The organism is Nocardia sp. NPDC058499, from assembly GCF_042719915.1.
GTDB lineage: Bacteria > Actinomycetota > Actinomycetes > Mycobacteriales > Mycobacteriaceae > Nocardia.
The window spans coordinates 607663-624713 of sequence record NZ_JBHXMZ010000001.1 but is presented as its reverse complement, the minus strand read 5'-3'; the positions used below and the strand labels follow the sequence as shown (position 1 = coordinate 624713).

16 protein-coding genes and 2 pseudogenes are annotated in these 17051 nt (G+C 68.6%); 10 read left to right on the top strand and 8 right to left on the bottom strand.

What is annotated here, in order from left to right; all coding sequences use genetic code 11:
• The 6 genes and pseudogenes from ACFWPH_RS02865 to ACFWPH_RS02840 form a co-directional block, all read left to right on the top strand.
• Positions 1-954, top strand: a pseudogene (locus ACFWPH_RS02865) (replication-associated recombination protein A); the annotation flags it as partial.
• Between the two features lie 86 nt (positions 955-1040).
• Positions 1041-3719: an alanine--tRNA ligase gene (gene alaS / locus ACFWPH_RS02860; RefSeq protein WP_378747748.1), complete on the top strand. Its 2679-nt coding sequence runs from the start codon at positions 1041-1043 to the stop codon at positions 3717-3719.
• Positions 3719-4321, top strand: a complete 603-nt coding sequence (ruvX, locus tag ACFWPH_RS02855) for a Holliday junction resolvase RuvX (protein ID WP_378747747.1) — start codon at positions 3719-3721, stop codon at positions 4319-4321. The genes alaS and ruvX overlap by 1 nt, the downstream gene beginning before the upstream one ends.
• Positions 4318-5808, top strand: a complete 1491-nt coding sequence (gene mltG, locus ACFWPH_RS02850) for an endolytic transglycosylase MltG (protein WP_378747746.1) — start codon at positions 4318-4320, stop codon at positions 5806-5808. Before ruvX ends, mltG begins: the two co-directional genes overlap by 4 nt.
• Positions 5809-5827: 19 nt before the next feature.
• Complete coding sequence (locus ACFWPH_RS02845; RefSeq protein WP_378747745.1) at positions 5828-6697, top strand: shikimate dehydrogenase; 870 nt, start codon at positions 5828-5830, stop codon at positions 6695-6697.
• Between the two features lie 80 nt (positions 6698-6777).
• A complete protein-coding gene (locus ACFWPH_RS02840; RefSeq protein ID WP_378747744.1) occupies positions 6778-7251 on the top strand; it encodes a B-4DMT family transporter in 474 nt (157 codons plus the stop codon).
• On the opposite strand, the gene ACFWPH_RS02835 is transcribed toward ACFWPH_RS02840, so the two are convergent.
• The 8 genes and pseudogenes from ACFWPH_RS02835 to ACFWPH_RS02800 form a co-directional block, all read right to left on the bottom strand.
• Positions 7240-7920, bottom strand: coding sequence for a response regulator (locus ACFWPH_RS02835; protein ID WP_378747743.1), 681 nt, complete (start codon positions 7918-7920; stop codon positions 7240-7242). The genes ACFWPH_RS02840 and ACFWPH_RS02835 overlap by 12 nt on opposite strands.
• On the bottom strand, positions 7917-9020 hold the full coding sequence (locus tag ACFWPH_RS02830) for a sensor histidine kinase (RefSeq protein ID WP_378747742.1): 1104 nt from the start codon (positions 9018-9020) through the stop codon (positions 7917-7919). The genes ACFWPH_RS02835 and ACFWPH_RS02830 overlap by 4 nt, the downstream gene beginning before the upstream one ends.
• Before the next feature lie 227 nt (positions 9021-9247).
• Positions 9248-9709 (bottom strand): hypothetical protein, encoded by a 462-nt coding sequence (locus ACFWPH_RS02825; RefSeq protein WP_378747741.1) that lies wholly within the window; start codon positions 9707-9709, stop codon positions 9248-9250.
• Complete coding sequence (locus ACFWPH_RS02820) at positions 9706-10218, bottom strand: DUF1772 domain-containing protein (protein ID WP_378747740.1); 513 nt, start codon at positions 10216-10218, stop codon at positions 9706-9708. The genes ACFWPH_RS02825 and ACFWPH_RS02820 overlap by 4 nt, the downstream gene beginning before the upstream one ends.
• Before the next feature lie 277 nt (positions 10219-10495).
• A complete protein-coding gene (aroB, locus tag ACFWPH_RS02815) occupies positions 10496-11614 on the bottom strand; it encodes a 3-dehydroquinate synthase (RefSeq protein ID WP_378747739.1) in 1119 nt (372 codons plus the stop codon).
• Positions 11615-12018: 404 nt separating this feature from the next.
• Positions 12019-12537: pseudogene (locus ACFWPH_RS02810) on the bottom strand (shikimate kinase); the annotation flags it as partial.
• Complete coding sequence (gene aroC, locus ACFWPH_RS02805; RefSeq protein WP_378747738.1) at positions 12537-13763, bottom strand: chorismate synthase; 1227 nt, start codon at positions 13761-13763, stop codon at positions 12537-12539. The pseudogene ACFWPH_RS02810 and the gene aroC, both read right to left, overlap by 1 nt.
• 87 nt (positions 13764-13850) lie before the next feature.
• Positions 13851-14354 (bottom strand): prepilin peptidase, encoded by a 504-nt coding sequence (locus ACFWPH_RS02800; protein ID WP_378747737.1) that lies wholly within the window; start codon positions 14352-14354, stop codon positions 13851-13853.
• Positions 14355-14524: 170 nt separating this feature from the next.
• Between ACFWPH_RS02800 and ACFWPH_RS02795 the strand changes: the two genes are divergently transcribed.
• The 4 genes from ACFWPH_RS02795 to ACFWPH_RS02780 are packed head-to-tail and all read left to right on the top strand — an operon-like array spanning position 14525 to position 17032.
• On the top strand, positions 14525-15661 hold the full coding sequence (locus ACFWPH_RS02795) for a M24 family metallopeptidase (protein ID WP_378747736.1): 1137 nt from the start codon (positions 14525-14527) through the stop codon (positions 15659-15661).
• A gap of 36 nt (positions 15662-15697) precedes the next feature.
• Complete coding sequence (efp, locus tag ACFWPH_RS02790) at positions 15698-16261, top strand: elongation factor P (protein WP_378747735.1); 564 nt, start codon at positions 15698-15700, stop codon at positions 16259-16261.
• Between the two features lie 2 nt (positions 16262-16263).
• Positions 16264-16773 (top strand): transcription antitermination factor NusB, encoded by a 510-nt coding sequence (gene nusB, locus ACFWPH_RS02785; RefSeq protein WP_378747734.1) that lies wholly within the window; start codon positions 16264-16266, stop codon positions 16771-16773.
• Positions 16774-16792: 19 nt separating this feature from the next.
• Entirely contained in the window at positions 16793-17032 is a 240-nt protein-coding gene (locus ACFWPH_RS02780) for a YciI family protein (RefSeq protein WP_378747733.1), read from the top strand.
• Positions 17033-17051: the final 19 nt, after the last annotated feature.

Sequence of the window (17051 nt, the reverse complement as noted above, 5' to 3'; positions counted from 1 at the left end):
CTTACTCGGTGTTGGAGCGTTCTTTTGTTGGGGGGGCCGGCGAAAAACCCCCCCCCCCCCCCCCCCCCCCCCCCCCCCCCGCTGCTGTCCCGGTCGCTGGTACTGCAGCTGCATTCGCTGACGGGCGACGATATCCGCACCGTGCTCACCCGCGCCCTCACCGACCCCCGCGGGCTGGATGAGCAGTTCACCGTCACCGACGAGGCGATCGACCATATCGTCCGGATCGCCGGCGGCGATGCCCGTCGCGCGCTCACCGCCCTGGAGGCCTCCGCGGAATCCTCGCTCGACGGCGCGATCGACCTCGACCTGGTCGCCGCCAGCGTGGACAAGGCCGCCGTCCGCTACGACCGGGCCGGTGACCAGCACTACGACGTGATCAGCGCGTTCATCAAATCCATTCGCGGCTCCGATGTGGACGCCGCGTTGCACTACCTCGCCCGGATGCTCACCGCGGGGGAGGACCCGCGTTTCATCGCCCGGCGCCTGATGATTCACGCCAGCGAAGACATCGGGATGGCAGACCCCAGCGCGTTGCAGACCGCGACCGCCGCGGCGCAGGTGGTGCAGCTGGTCGGTTTGCCGGAAGCCCGGCTGGCGCTGGCCCAGGCCACCATCCATCTGGCCACGGCCCCGAAATCGGGCGCGGTGGTGGCGGCCATCGGCGCGGCCATGGCCGATGTGGCGGCCGGTAAGGCGGGCGCGGTGCCGCCCCATCTGCGCGACGGCCACTACTCCGGCGCCGCGGCGCTCGGTAACGCGCAGGGCTACCGGTACCCGCACGACGACCCGGACGGTGTGCTCGCCCAGCAGTACCCGCCGGACGAACTGGTCGGGGTGGATTACTACCACCCGACCGACCACGGCAACGAGCGGACCGTCGGCCCGCGGGTGAGCACCCTGCGCCGGATAATCCGGGGTCTGCGGCCCACGAACGGACGCAGCAGGGCATAACCGGCCGTAGCCGTGGCAAAGGGGGTGGTACGCCTAACCCGGCTCGGTGATAAATCGCGTGCGCGGTCCCGGTAGGCTGGATATCTGTGCAGACCCACGAGATCAGACGGCGATTCCTGGACCATTTCGTTCGTGCCGGGCATACGGAGGTGCCCAGTGCATCGCTGATTCTCGACGACCCGAACCTGCTGTTCGTGAACGCGGGCATGGTGCAGTTCAAACCGTACTTCCTCGGTCAGCAGACGCCGCCGTATCCGCGCGCGACCAGTGTGCAGAAATGCGTGCGCACCGGTGATATCGAGGAAGTCGGCGTCACCACCCGGCACAACACCTTCTTCCAGATGGCCGGAAATTTCTCCTTCGGCGATTACTTCAAGGAAGACGCGATCCGCTTCGCCTGGGAACTGATCACCAAATCCCAGGAGGACGGCGGCTACGGGTTCGATCCGGAGCGCATCTGGGTCACCGCCTACGAGGCCGATCCGGAGGCCGCCGAGTTGTGGCGCAAGGTGGCCGGTATCCCCGAGGAGCGGATCCAGTTCCGCGACGGCAAGGACAACTACTGGGATATGGGTGTGCCCGGTCCGGGCGGGCCCTGCTCCGAGATCTACTACGACCGCGGCCCGGAATACGGGCGCGACGGCGGACCGGTTGCCGACGAGGACCGCTACCTGGAGATCTGGAACCTGGTCTTCATGCAGGACATCCGCGGTGAGGACAGCCCCAAGCTCGGGCATCCGCCGATCGGCGTGCTGCCGAAGAAGAATATCGACACCGGGATGGGTATCGAGCGCATCGCGCTGCTGCTCCAGGGGGTCGACAACGTTTACGAAACCGATCTGCTGCGCCCCATCATCGACAAGGCCGAGGAGCTCACCGGCCGGTCCTACGGCGTCGAACACGCCGACGATGTGCGCTTCCGGGTGATCGCCGATCATGCGCGTACCTCCGCCATGCTGATCGCCGACGGTGTCAACCCGGGCAACGACGGGCGCGGTTACGTGCTGCGGCGGCTGCTGCGCCGGATCGTGCGCTCGGCCCGGCTGCTGGGCGCCGAACAACCGGTGATGAGCCAGTTCATGCGGGTGGTGAGCGAACAGATGTCGCCGTCCTATCCCGAACTGTCCACCGATTTCGCGCGGATCGAAACGGTCGCGGTCGGGGAGGAGACGGCGTTCCGTAAGACGCTGGCCACCGGGTCGCGGCTGTTCGACGAAACCGTCGAGGAAGTCAAGGCGGCCACCCCGGCCGGTAAGACCGGCAGGATCTCCGGATCCGACGCCTTCACCCTGCACGACACCTACGGGTTCCCCATCGACCTCACGCTCGAGATGGCGTCCGAAGCCGGTCTGTCCGTCGACGAGGCAGGTTTCCGGTCGCTGATGGCCGAACAGCGGCAGCGGGCCAAGGAAGACGCGCACGCCCGTAAGCACGCCCACGCCGACCTGTCGGTCTACAAGGAACTGGTCGACCGGGGTGATACCGAGTTCACCGGATTCGACGAGCTGACCTCCGAGGCGCGGGTGCTCGCGCTCATCGGCGACGGCGTCCGGGTCCCGACCGCGGTCGCCGGCACCGATATCGAGGTGATCCTGGACCGCAGCCCGCTCTATGCCGAAGCGGGCGGTCAGATCGCCGACCGCGGCACGATCACCGCCGCGGGCACCAAGCTCACGGTCAACGATGTGCAGAAGATCGCGAAGAAGCTCTGGGTGCACCGGTGCACGGTGGACCAGGGCCAGATCACCGAGGGCGATGTGGTGCTCGCGCAGGTGGATCCCGCCTGGCGGCGCGGCGCCACCCAGGGCCATTCCGGCACCCATATGGTGCACGCCGCGCTGCGGCAGATCCTCGGCCCCAATGCGGTGCAGGCCGGTTCGATGAACAAGCCCGGGTATCTGCGATTCGATTTCAACTGGCAGGGTCAGCTCTCCGAACAGCAGAAGACCGATATCGAAGCGGTATCCAATGACGGTGTCGGCGCCGACTACCCGGTGAACACCTTCGTCACCGATCTGCCCAAGGCTCGCGAAATGGGGGCGCTGGCCCTGTTCGGCGAGAACTACGGCGACCGCGTGCGCGTGGTGGAGATGGGTGGACCGTTCTCCATGGAGCTGTGCGGTGGCACCCATGTGGGGCATTCCTCGCAGATCGGCCCGATCACCCTGCTCGGGGAATCGTCGGTCGGTTCGGGTGTGCGCCGGGTAGAGGCGTTCGTCGGACTGGATTCCTATCGGCATCTGGCGAAGGAGCGGGCGCTGCTGGCCGGTGTCGCATCGATGCTGAAGGTGCCCTCCGACGAAGTTCCGGGACGGGTGGAGCAACTCGTGGACCGGCTGAAGGTCGCCGAAAAGGAGCTCGAACGGACCAAGGTCGCCGCGGTGCTGTCCTCGGCCGGTTCGTATGCCGATGCGGCGCAGCGGATCGGTGCCGTACTGCTGGTGGCGGCGGCCGCGCCGGAAGGTGTGGCGGCCGGTGATCTGCGCACCCTGGCCACCGATATCCGCGGCCGGTTGGGCTCCACGCCCGCCATCGTGGTGTTGCTCGGAAATAACGAGGGCAAGGTGCCGTTCGTCGTAACCGTGAACAAGGCGGCCCAGGAATTGGGTTTCGCCGCCGGTGCGCTGGTCGGTGTCTTCGGGCCGAGTATTTCCGGCCGCGGTGGCGGGAAGCCGGAAATGGCCCAGGGTGCGGGTTCGGACCCGTCGGGTATCGAGGCGGGCCTGGCGGCGGTCCGGGACCATATCGGCGCACACGCCGGCTGATGGCGGCTGGTTCCGGCGCAGACACCCCGGTCGACCGGCCGCATCCCGATTCCGACCCCGGTCGCGGCCGGCGGCTCGGTATCGACGTGGGCAGCGTCCGGATCGGAGTGGCGGCCAGTGACCCTGACGGTGTGCTGGCCACCCCGGTGGAGACCGTGCCACGGGCCGGCGCACCGGGTCGCCGCTCCGGCCGCAAATCCGCAGGTTCCACAGGCGGCCGTACGGGCGGAACGCCGGCCGGTGCGGATATCGCGCGGATCGCCGCGATCGCGGCGGAATACGAGGCGGTGGAGATCATCGTCGGGCTGCCGCGCACACTCCGCGGCGAAAGCGGGACCGCGGCACGGCTGGCCGTCGAGTTCGCCGGAAAGTTGCGCGACTCGCTGCCCGAAGTGCCGATCCGCCTTTCCGACGAACGTTTGACTACGGTGTCTGCTGCACGCGCTCTGCGGGACAGCGGTGTCCGAGCACGTGGACAGCGGCAGGTGATCGACCAGGCGGCTGCTGTTTCGATCCTGCAGAGCTGGTTGGACGAACGGAGTTCGATGATGAGGTCGGCCGAGGACGCGGAACGGACCGCGTTGTTCGGAGACGATGAATGACGGATCGGTGGGCGCAGGCGGAGGCGCGATTCCGGCAACGTGAGGCCGAGCGGCGGTACCGCCGCGACGACAAGGCCTGGGAGCGGTCCCGCCGGTCGGCCGCCACGCCGGTAGCCGACGATCCCGAGTGGGACGATGAGCCGGATTCCGGCTGGGACCCCTACGAGGACGACGACACCGCGGTCATTCCCCGCTACGTCGACGAGGACGAATACATCGACGACGAGGACGATTACGACGATGCCGAGCCCGAGCCGCGACCGCGGTCCCGGGCACGCAGTCGCGCCGCTGCCCGCCCTTCGCCTCGCCGCGGTGGCCGGGCGGCGGCCCGCCGGGCCAGGGAACAACAGGGCGGTCACCGCCGGAAACTGTTCTGGGTGGCCGGTGCGGTGGTTCTCGTCCTGATCCTCGGCGCCGGTGTGTACAAACTCGTCAACCGCTACACCCCGGCGGAGGATTTCGCCGGTCCGGGTGGCGCACCGGTGGTCGTCCACGTCGCGTCCGGCGATACTGCCACCGAAATTGCCGCGGCGATGAAGGAAGCCGGCGTGGTGGCCAGTTCGGCCGCGTTCTACGAGGCGGCGGTACAGAACGAGGGGATGAGTTCGGTACAGCCCGGGTACTACGCCATTCCCGAGCGGAGTCCGGGCCGCGACGCCGTCGCGGCACTGGTGTCGCCGGAAGCCCGGGTGGGCAATCTGGTCATCTCCGAGGGCCGGCAGTTACACGATCAGCACGATGTGAACACCGGTGCCCGCAAGGAAGGGATCTACACCAAGATCGCCGCCGCCAGCTGTGTAGGTGCCGACGCCGAACGCCGGTGCGTCACCTACGAACAACTCGAGGAGGCCGGCGCCGGTAGCGATCTGGCTGCCCTCGGGGTGCCGGAATGGGCGATGGACGCTGTACGGCAGGTACCCGACCGGCGGCGTCAGCTCGAGGGGTTGATCGCCGCGGGCAGCTGGAATTTCGACCCCAACAGCTCCGCCCAGGAGATTCTGCGGAAACTGGTCAGCGAAAGCGCGGCGAGCTACGAGGCGACCGGGGTGCTCGAATCCGGGGCCGCCAACGGGCTGAGCCCCTACGAAACGCTGATCGGGGCCTCGCTGGTGGAACGCGAAGCGCTGCCCCAGGATATGAGCAAAGTGGCCCGGGTGATCGTCAACCGGCTCGAGATCGGTCAGCCGTTGCAGTTCGATTCCACGGTCAACTACGCGCTCGACAAGACCGAGGTCGCCACGACCGACGCCGATCGCGCGCAGACCACCCCGTGGAACACCTATGCCATGGCCGGCCTGCCCGCGACCCCCATCGCCGCCCCCTCGATCGGGGCGCTGGAGGCGATGGAGAAGCCCGAGCCGGGTGACTGGCTGTACTTCGTCACGGTGGACAAAGAGGGCACCACGATGTTCACCGAGAGCTACGGCGAGCATCTGCAGAACATCGAATTGGCATTGGAAAGCGGGATTCTCGACAGTGGGCGCTGAATCGGGTACCGGATCGACGGTGAGTTCCGGGACTGCGGACGGCCCCGGGCCGGCGGCGGAAGTATCATCGTCGGCCGCCACACCACGGCGGGCGGCCGTACTCGGCAGCCCCATTACCCATTCCCGCTCGCCGCAGTTGCATCTGGCCGCCTATCGGGCCCTCGGGCTGGACTGGACCTACGACCGGATCGAATGCACCGCGGCCGAGCTGCCACGGCTGGTGGACGGGCTGGGCCCGGAATGGGTCGGTCTGTCGGTGACCATGCCGGGCAAGGAAGCCGCGCTGGCGTACGCGAACGAACGCACCGAACGCGCGGTGCTCGTCGGCTCGGCCAACACCCTGGTCCGGACCGAGGCCGGCTGGCGGGCGGACTGTACCGACGTGGACGGTGTGCTGGGCGCATTGCGGGGCGGTGGCATGACCGGGCTGACCGAAGCGGTCGTACTCGGCGCCGGCGGGACCGCGCGTCCGGCGCTGCTGGCGCTCACCGGACTCGGTGCCCGCCGGGTGACCATCGTGGCGCGCGATGCGGGCCGGGCCGCGGGTGCGCGCGAACTCGCCGCGCAACTCGGCGCCGACACCGAGGTGATCGGCTTCGATGCACCCGAGCTGGCCCGGCGCTGCGCGGCGGCCGGGGCGGTGGTCAGCACCGTCCCGTACCAGGCGGCTGCCGGTATCGCCGGTGCGGTGGCGGCGGCTCCCGTGGTACTCGATGCGCTGTACAACCCGTGGCCGACACCCCTTGCGGAAGCGGTGGCAGCGGCCGGTCACACCGTGATCGGTGGTCTGCACATGCTGCTCGAACAGGCCTACGGGCAGGTCGAACAGTTCACCGGGAAACCGGCCCCGCGGGCGGCGATGGCAGCGGCGGTGTCCGACCTGGGCTGATTGCCCGGTGAGTCACCGTTTGCCACCGATATTCTGTAACCGGTTCTAGCTTTGCGGTGAAGGGGGTTATGGTGATCGGCATGACTGCGTGGTTGTTGCGGGCACTGGCGCTCGGTGGGCTGGCCGTCGTGCTGCGGGTACTCCTCGGATTCGCGATGGGGTTCGTCCCGACCTTCGGGGTGTGGCTGCGGCTGCTCTGCCTGGTGGTGTTGATCGGTGCCGCCGTCGCGTGGGGGCTGCTGGACGGCCGGGCGGACCGGCGGGCCAACCCGAATCCGGAACGCGGCGCCGACCTGACGATTCTGTGGCTGCAGGCCGCCGTGGCCGGTGGTATCGGCTGCGGCCTCGTGTCCTGGCTGCTGGATTTCATTCCCCGGGTCGACCTCGGTGACGCCGGGCTGCTCTTCGAGGCGACCGCCGCCTCCGCGTTCATCGTGCTGCTGATCTTCGTTCCGGCACTCGTCGGCGTGGCCGTAGGCCGGCGGATGGCGCGCCGGGAACAGAACCGGACGATCGATACCGCCGGATTCCGCCCGGCCGGCTCAGCCGCCTGAGATCGACCGGCTGCCGGGCACGATGAGGCCGGTCTCATAGGCGATCGCCACCAATTCGGCGCGGCCGCGCGCCTCTAGTTTGTCCAGTAATCGGCCGATATGAGTCCGGGCCGTCGCCGGGCTCATATGCAGGGCCGCACCGATCTCGATGTTGGAGCAGCCCATGCCCGCAGCGAGCAGGACCTCACGCTCGCGCGGGGTCAGTCGCTCGAGCAGCGCCACCCCCCGCGTGCTCGGCCCGGCGGCCTGCGCCGCCGCCCGCATCACCCGGCGGGTGACAGCCGGTGCGAGCAGCGCCTCCCCGGCGGCGACCGTCCGCACCGCTGTTCGCAGCTCGTCGGGATCGATATCCTTCAACAGGAATCCGGCGGCGCCGGCCCGCATGGCATCGAGGACATTGTCGTCGGTATCGAATGTCGTGAGGACGATGACCTGGACGTGTCGCAGTGCGGGGTCGGCGACGATCCGCCGGGTCGCGTCGAGACCGTCGCCGCCCGGCATCCGGATGTCCATGAGCACCACATCCGGCCGGGTACGGGTTACGAGCGCAACCCCTTCCTCACCGGTACCGGCGAGGCCGGCGACCTCGATATCGGTGGTGCGTTGCAGCAAAGCGCGCAGGCCTTCTCGGATCAAATGCTGATCGTCGACCACTGCGACGCGAATCATGCCGGTTCCCGCACCGGAAGCTGTGCTTCGACGACGAATCCACCTCCATGTATCGGTTCCGCGCGCAGAGTGCCGCCCAGCAGTGCGATTCGTTCACGCATTCCGATGATGCCCCAACCTGCGCCGGGCCGGTCGGTACCGCCCCGGCCGTCATCGGTTACGCGCACCAGAATGCCGTCACGCTGCTGTTCCAGTTCGACTATGGCGTATCGGGCCGCAGCATGCCGGAGTACGTTGCTCAGCGATTCCTGGACCAGCCGGAAAGCCGCGTCGCCGGCAACCGCGGACAACTGGTCGACCGATTCCGCGCCGTGGAGTTCCACAGCGAGCCCGGTGGCCCGGGTGGCGGCAGCGAGCTCGGTCAGGCGGGCCGAAGCCGGAGACAGCGGGCGCTCCAGGTCATTACCCGGTTCACGGAGCGCGTCCAACGTCGCGCGCAGTTCGCGGCCCGCGGTCCGGCATGCGGCGCGCGCCGCCGCCAGCGACTTCTCGGCGGTTGCGGGATCATCACGCAGCGCTTCCCGGGCTACATCGGTGTGCAGGCCGATCACCGAGACAGTATGCGCGAGCAGGTCGTGCAGGTCGCGAGCGATCCGGACCCGCTCCTGCGCGATCCGCCGTCGCGCTTCTCGCTCTCGCTCCGCGGCAGCGGCCGCCGCCTGTTTGGCCAGTTCGGCCCGCCACCCCCGGCGCGACCGCATACTGTCGCCGAGCGCGATGACCGCCGCCATCAACGCGGCCGAAGCCGGCAACTCGAAGCCGAGGACGAAGCCGGGATCGTCACCGTGGAGGAGTCGAACGGTCGTGGAGACGAAGAGAAGGGCGGTCGCGGTGGCTGCCGCCCAGTACAGCCGTCCACACTCGGCCGCGGAGAACAGTGCGGCAGCGAGTGGGAGGGCCAACCCGATCGGCGGATAGCCGAGCATGTAGTAGCCCACCAGTGCGACCGCGGAGACCACCAGAACGGCCACCGGCCGACGTCGCCGTGCAAGGATCAGGGCGCTGAACAACACTCCGAACAGGTACGCCGGCACGGGTACTGCCCCAGGGCCGCCGACATCGGCGGTGATCGCTGCGCCGACCGCGACCAGTACAGCCATCGCCAGAACGATATCGACCAGCCTCGCGGGCCGGTCGCCGGGAAGATCCTGTCCTGGAGGCGGCGTAGACCGGCCGGCCGATGGCGGTGAGCCCGCCCGCACAGCGTCCTGGATGTCGGAGTTCTGTGATATGGCGGGTTTCGGATCAGCGGCTCGGGTCACCGTGATCTCCTTCCGGACGGCTCGGTCCGCATAGGCGACGAGGCGGCGCCGATACAGTGTCCGGCTCACCGCCGGGTAGCATCCGCATTCGGGTCGGTGCGTCCGGCTATCCGGGCGAGCACCCAGGCCACGATTCCGGAAACAGTTCCGAGAACCGCACCCGTGACAATGCTGCTGCCCACGGACGCCAGCCGCAAGACGACCTGCTCCGTTGCGGGAGAGAAGCGCCCGGCGAGATTCCCGCCGAGTTCCGGCGGATTACCGTCGAACGCCTCCAGCCACAGCAGTTGATGGGTGACTGCCAGCAGAATGCCGTAGACGACACCGACTGTTACGAGGGCAGGCACTGGGGGGACTCGACGCCACAACACCCAGCCGATCCATACGGCGAGCGGACCGAAGACCAGTACCGAGTTCGCGACGGGGCCCGCGAGACCTAGATCGTGTAACACCACCCGCGGAACACCGAGGCCGGCGAGCGCGACGACGGACCAGGGATGCATACCGATAACAGGCCGGCGCATCATGCCGTCACCTCCCGTCGCACCTGCTCCCGGTAGGCCCGCAGAAAGCCGATCACCGCCAGGACCGCCGTGACACCGCTGATGGCCAGCCGGAACCAGTGCGCGGTTTCGAACTCGGTGGCTGTCTGCCGGAGAAACTCCACGCTGTGCACCGCAGCGCCTTCGCCGAACATGATCTCGTTGCGGGGCCAGAAATACAGGACCGAGAACAAGTACTCGCCACCGAGGAGGGTGAGCAGACCGGCGCCCAGCCATCTCCGGGCCGCGGTGACTCGCCAGGCTGTACCGACGGCCAGCAGCGCCGCGAGGACGGTCGATGCGCCCAGCGGCGGTAGAACATCCCCGGGGCCGACCACGTCGAAGAATTCGCTCGCCTCGGCCAGTGAATCGGGCACGTCGTGGAACACATTCGGGTAGACGATCAGCGTCTCCACCCCGATACCGCCGAAGGCGAGCACAGCCAGGCCCGCGAACAGCGCGGGCCCGACAGTCGAATACGCAATTCTCCGCATACCGGCGACGCTAGGCGTGGCATCGCGATCGGACATCGGCATGGGCGCGCGAACCGGTTACGTATTTCGACGTACCGGTCGCGAGATGCGGGCCGGCGGCGCGCCGCAGCCACCGGACTCTGCGCCCCGGCTGCCGCGGGTACCACTACGCCAGCCGCCGAGGCGATATCGGTATGCCGCAACGCTTATCAGCCGACGCGGCAATCAACTGCTCTGGAGCCCTTACGACCCGGCACGGTTCAGACGGGCACGACAGCGCGCCGCGTACTCGAGCCTGTCAGAGCAGGATTGCGCTACCGCCACTGGAACCGGCTCCGGCCACCGCCGAATACGCGGCGGCCAGCAGTGCGGGATCCGGGCCCTCCAAGCGGCCGGGTTTGGCCAGGCCGTCCAGTACGACGAACCGCAGGACCCCGGCGCGGGTCTTCTTATCGGTCTGCATACCTTCCAGGAGCTGCGGCAGGGCATCGGGATCGTAGGTGGTGGGCAGGCCCACGCTTTCCAGAATGCTGCGATGCCGGTCGGCGGTGGCATCGTCGAGCCGACCGGCCAACCGGCCCAATTCGGCGGCGAAGACCAGGCCCACCGCGACTGCCGCGCCGTGGCGCCAGCGGTAGCGTTCCCGGCGCTCGATGGCATGGCCGAGAGTGTGTCCGTAGTTGAGAATTTCCCGCAGCGACGATTCCTCGAGATCGGCGGCCACAACATCCGCCTTGACCGCGACGGCGCGCCGGATCAGTTCCGGCAGCACCGCGCCGGTCGGGTCGAGCGCGGCCTCCGGATCGCGTTCGATCAGGTCCAGGATCACCGGATCGGCGATGAAACCGGCCTTGATGATCTCGGCCATCCCGGCGACGATCTCATTGCGCGGCACCGTTTCCAGGGTCACCAGGTCCACCATGACGGCCGACGGTTCATGGAAGCAGCCCACCAGGTTTTTCCCGGCCTCGGTGTTGATACCGGTCTTACCGCCCACCGCCGCGTCCACCATCGCCAGCAGGGTGGTGGGCACATGCACGATTTTCACCCCGCGCATCCAGGTCGCCGCGACGAAACCGGCGAGATCCGTGGCCGCTCCGCCACCGAGACTGATCACCACATCGCTGCGGGTCAGGCCGATCCGGCCCAGCACCTCCCAGCAGAACCCGGCGACGGCGAGTTCTTTACCCGCCTCCGCGTCGGGGATCTCGACCCGATGCGCGTCGAGCCCGGCCTCGGCCAGCGTTGCGCGCACCACCTCGGCGGTTTCGACCAGTGACGGCTGATGGAAGAGGGCGACGGTGCGCACCCCACCGGAGCCGGTCACGGCCTCGACGAGATCACCGAGCAAACCGCGGCCGATGATCACCGGATAGGGCTGGGCGGTGCGGACCTCGATACGCGTCGGTTCTGTCACCTGGGCTGCTCCGTTCCTGTCTTTTCCTGCTCGGCCTGGGTCTGCTCGGCCTGTTCACGTTGTTGTCGACGGGCCCGCGCGCGCCTTGCCCGTGCCCGCCGGGAGCGGCCGGGGGTGCGCGGACCGGTATCGGTGGCTTCGGTGCGGCCCGCCGGTGCGCCGGGCGTGCCCGAACCTTCACCTTCGGCCGGTGCCGCCCGTTTCGCGTCGTTCTTCGCGCCGGTATCTCCGGTATCCGCCGCAGGGGGTTTCGCGGGGGGCGATCCGGTTGTCTTCTGCTGTGCGGCGGCCCGCCGGGCTCGTGCGCGGGCGCGGCGCCGTGCCCGCGACCGGCTCGAACGCTGTGGGGCCGCGTCGGCGGGGAGGCCGGTTTCCGTTGTTTCGGGGTGAACCGGTTCGAGGCCGAGTTTCTCCAGGATCGCGCGGACGACCCGGCCCGGGCTGCGCCCGTCGGTGCGTACCCGTACCGAGGCGACCTCACGGTAGAGCGGGCGCCGGATGCGCATGAGCTCCCGGTATTTCGTACCCGGATCGGCACCGCCGAGCAGCGGCCGGGTGTTCGTGGCACCGGTGCGGCGCAGGCCCTCGGCGATACTGATCTCCAGATATACCACCGTGCATTCGCGCAGCAGGGCCCGGGTTTTCTCGGACAGCACCGCGCCACCGCCGAGGGAGACGACACCCGTTTCGGTGCGCAGCGCCCGGCCCACCACCTCTTCTTCGAGACGCCGGAACCCGGGTTCGCCGTCGGCGGCGAAGATCTCGGGAATGCCGCGCCCGGCAGCCTCCTCGATACCGGCATCGGTGTCGTAGAGTTCGACATCCAATTCGCGGGCCAGCTTGCGGCCGATCGTCGTCTTACCCGCGCCCGGCGGCCCGATCAGCACCACCCGCGGGCCGTGCGGATCGGTGTGCGCGGACATTACGCCGGGTCGGCGACGTGTTCGCCCGGGTTCAGATGCGGGCGAGCGCTGATCCGCTTCACGTAGCCGTCGAGGTTGCTCACCGTTTCGGCGATCGAATCGCCGCCGAACTTTTCCAGCACTGCCTGGGCCACCACCAGCGCGACCATGGATTCGGCCACAACCCCGGCCGCCGGCACCGCGCAGACATCGGAGCGCTGGTGGATCGCCGAAGCTTCCGCGCCGGTGGCCATATCGACGGTGGACAGCGCCCGCGGCACGGTGGAGATGGGTTTCATCGCCGCCCGGACCCGCAGGGCCTCGCCGTTGGTCATCCCGCCCTCGAGACCGCCCGCGCGGTTGGTCGAGCGCAGCACACCGTCGGACCCCGGCCGCATCTCGTCGTGGGCCTGGCTGCCCCGGCGGCGGGCTGTCTCGAAACCGTCGCCGACCTCGACACCCTTGATGGCCTGAATCCCCATGAGCGCGGCCGCGAGCCGCGAATCGAGCCGGTTCTCCCCGCTGGTGAACGAGCCCAAGCCGATCGGCAGCCCGTCGACGACCACCTCGACGACACCGCCCAGGGTGTCGCCATCCTTCTTCGCCGCCTCGATCTCGGCGATCATGGCCGCCTCCGCTGCAGTATCGGAGGCGCGCACCGGGCTTTCGTCGATTGCGGCCAGATCGGCCGCGGTGGGTACCACCCCGGTGGTGTTCGCCGCGGTACCGATGGCGACCACATGCGAAATCACCTCGACCCCGAGCGCCTGACGCAGGAATGCCCGCGCCACCGTGCCGGCCGCGACCCGAGCTGCGGTCTCCCGGGCGCTGGCCCGTTCCAGCACCGGACGGGCGTCGTCGAAACCGTATTTCAGCATTCCCGAATAGTCGGCGTGGCCGGGACGCGGCCGGGTCAGCGGGGCGTTGCGGGCGAGATCGGCGAGTTCGGCCTCGTCCACCGGATCGGCCGACATCACCGTGGTCCATTTGGGCCATTCCGAATTGGCGATCTCGATCGCCACCGGGCCACCCATGGTGCGCCCGTGCCGGACGCCGCCGATCACGGTGACCTTGTCGGCCTCGAACTTCATCCGGGCGCCGCGACCGTAACCGAGCCGGCGGCGCGCCAGCTGAGCGGAGATCTCCGTCGAGGTCACCTCGACTCCGGCGACCATTCCTTCCAGAAGGGCGACGAGGGCGGGTCCGTGGGATTCTCCGGCAGTTATCCAGCGCAGCACGCCGACCATCTTCCCATGTCGGCGTAGCGCCCGGGGCAGGCGGTCGGCGGTGCTGATCGGGCCTGCCGCGTGCGCCGGTATCGGGTTGCCGGGTGATCACCACAGGGCCAGGCCCAGAAGTGTCGCGGCGCACATGGAGGGCCCGTGTGGGACGACGGCGATCGGACCGCCGGGGGAGCGCGCACGTGCCGGAAACCGTGGACGGCCGGACGTGCGGGTGTTCCGGAACGTCGGTGCGGTGACGCGCTGCCCGAGTAGGAGACCGATCGCGGCCGCGGCAGTGAACAGGGGCGCCGCGAGGGCCGACCACATCCAGGTCTGCGCACCACCGAGAGCGGCAGCGGCGCCGAGTCCCACCGCAAGTTTCACATCGCCGGCGCCCAGCGCCGCGGGCCGCAACAGATGCACCACCAGATAAGGGAGTGCCAACAGCGCCGCGCCCCGGAGCGCGGCGCCCAATTGCCCGGCCCATGCCGCGTACGCCAGCACGCCGAGCGCGCCCGTGAGGGTGAGCGGATTCGGCAGGCGCCGGCTTCGGATATCGAAGCCGGCGAGTAGCCCGCACCATCCGGCCAGCAGGAGGAAGAAGAGTGCCGTCACACCGTCCACGATTCCGCGGATTCCGGTCCGAACGGCGGCTCCGCGGTGATCTGTGGACAACCAGGTGCTTTCGCCGCGCACTGTGAATACCGCACATTCCGGATTCTGTTCGCCGAGCTCGGTCCGGCCGGGCCTGTGTCGCGCGTGCGGGTCGGCGGTACTTTTGTCCCATGTCTGCTGATTCCGGCCGCGGCCCCCAGAAACGGCCCGATTACGCCGCGCGGCGGGGGCTGCTGCGCAACCTGCTGGTCGAGAACGAAATCGACGGCCTGCTGGTCACCGATCTGGTGAACATCCGCTACCTGACCGGCTTCACCGGTTCCAATGCCGCGCTGCTGGTGCATTCCTGGGATGGGGTGGGTGCGGAGGATCGCACCGTGATCGCCACCGACGGTCGCTACGACACCCAGGTGGCCGAGCAGGTTCCCGACCTGAGGGCGGAGATCGCGCGCGCGGTGACCCGCCGGGTCGCGGAATTGGCCGGGGAATGGCAGTTCGGCCGGCTCGGCTACGAAAGCCATATCGTCACCGTCGACCAGCATCGTGGTCTCGCCGAGCTCGGCACCGGACTCGATTTCGTCGCCACACCCGGGCTGGTCGAGCAGTTGCGCATGGTCAAGGACGAATACGAGGTGGACTTGTTGCGTGCGGCTTGTACGGTCGGCGACGAGGCGCTGGCCGCACTATTGGAGACCGGGAAACTCCGCCCGGGGCGCACCGAACGTCAGGTCGCCCGCGATCTCGAATGGGCCATGTTCGAACGCGGGGCCGCCGGAATCGCCTTCGAGACCATTGTCGCCGCCGGATCGAATTCCGCGATTCCGCATCATCGGCCCACCGACGCCGTGCTGGCCGCCGGCGATTTCGTGAAAATCGATTTCGGTGCCGTGGTGGGCGGCTATCACTCCGATATGACCCGGACCTTCGTGCTCGGCGAGCCCGCGGGCTGGCAACGCGAGGTCTACGATCTGGTGTACGCCGCGCAGCGCGCCGGTCGGGAGGCGTTACGCCCCGGTATCCCGTGCGCCGATGTGGACGCCGCCGCCCGGGAGGTGATCGCCGCCGCCGGACACGGTTCGTTGTTCGTCCACGGTTTGGGGCACGGGGTGGGACTGCGTATCCACGAAGCGCCCGGCATCGCGAAAACGGGCACGGGTACACTGCTGTCTGGCGTGGCGGTGACCGTCGAACCAGGTGTGTACTTTCCCGGCCGCGGCGGGGTCCGGATCGAGGACACGCTCGTGGTGCGCGAAGGGGGCCCCGAACTGCTCACCAACACCAGCAAAGACCTGACCGTCGTCGGATGACGCCGGTCGCCCGAGAACCGAGGAGACCCGAACACAGTGGCGGACACCAGCGACTTCAAGAACGGCCTCGTGCTGAAGATCGACGGTAATCTCCAGCAGATCGTCGAATTCCAGCACGTCAAGCCGGGCAAAGGTCCTGCCTTCGTACGGACCAAACTGAAGAACGTGCTGTCCGGCAAGACCGTTGACAAAACCTTCAACGCCGGTGTGAAGGTGGAAACCGCCACCGTCGACCGCCGGGATATGACCTACCTCTACCACGACGGTTCGGATTACGTCTTCATGGACGGGGAAACCTTCGACCAGCTCCCCATCGCCGAGCCGGCCATCGGTGAGCAGGCCCGCTTCCTGCTGGAGAACATGACCGTGCAGGTTGCCATGCACGAGGGCGCGCCGCTGTACGTCGAACTGCCGGTCACTGCAGAGCTCGAGGTCACCCATACCGATATCGGCCTGCAGGGCGACCGCTCCACCGGTGGCACCAAACCGGCCACCGTGGAGACCGGCGCCGAGGTCCAGGTGCCGCTGTTCATCAATACCGGTGACAAACTCCGTATCGACACCCGCGACGGCAGCTACCTGGGCCGAGTCAACTCCTGACCGTGGCCGACCAGCCTGCGGACAAGAAGTCCGCCTACAAGAAACTCGGCGCCCGCCACAAGGCCCGGCGCCGCGCGGTGGACCTGCTGTTCGAGGCCGAGGCCCGCGATATCGACCCGTCCGATCTGGCCGACGAGCGGATCGAGCTCGCGGCCCGGGATCAGGCGGTGGCTCCGGTGCACGCCTACACCCGGACCCTGGTCGACGGTATCGCCGAGGACCTCGACCGGGTCGACGGCACCATCGAGTCGTATCTGCAGGACTGGACACTGTCCCGGCTGCCCGCGGTGGACCGCGCGATTCTGCGTGTGGCCGTATGGGAACTGCTGTACGCCACCGACGTCCCGCCGATCGTCGCCGTGGACGAGGCGGTGGAACTGGCCAAGGAGTTGTCCACCGACGATTCCCCCGGTTTCGTCAACGGGGTACTGGGCCAGGTGGTGCTGGTGGCGCCGCAGATCCGTGCCGCCGCCTCCGCGACCCGGGCGGCCGAACCGGAATCCGACGACTGACGTGCGCAAGTACCTGGTTGTGGCGATCCGGACCCTCGCGTACGACCCGGCTGTCGGCGAACCTCACCGGCAGTTCCTGGGCGATCTCCGTACCCGGGGCATGGTGCAGGAAAGCGGGCCGTTCACCGACGGCACCGGAGGCGCCTACATCGTGCTCGCGGAATCGCGTGCGGCGGCCGAGGCAGTGGTGTTCACCGATCCACTGCACACCACCGGCGCAGCCGAGCTGCCCGTGTACGAATGGGAGATCACCGGCTGACCGCCCGCCGGTCGGGGAT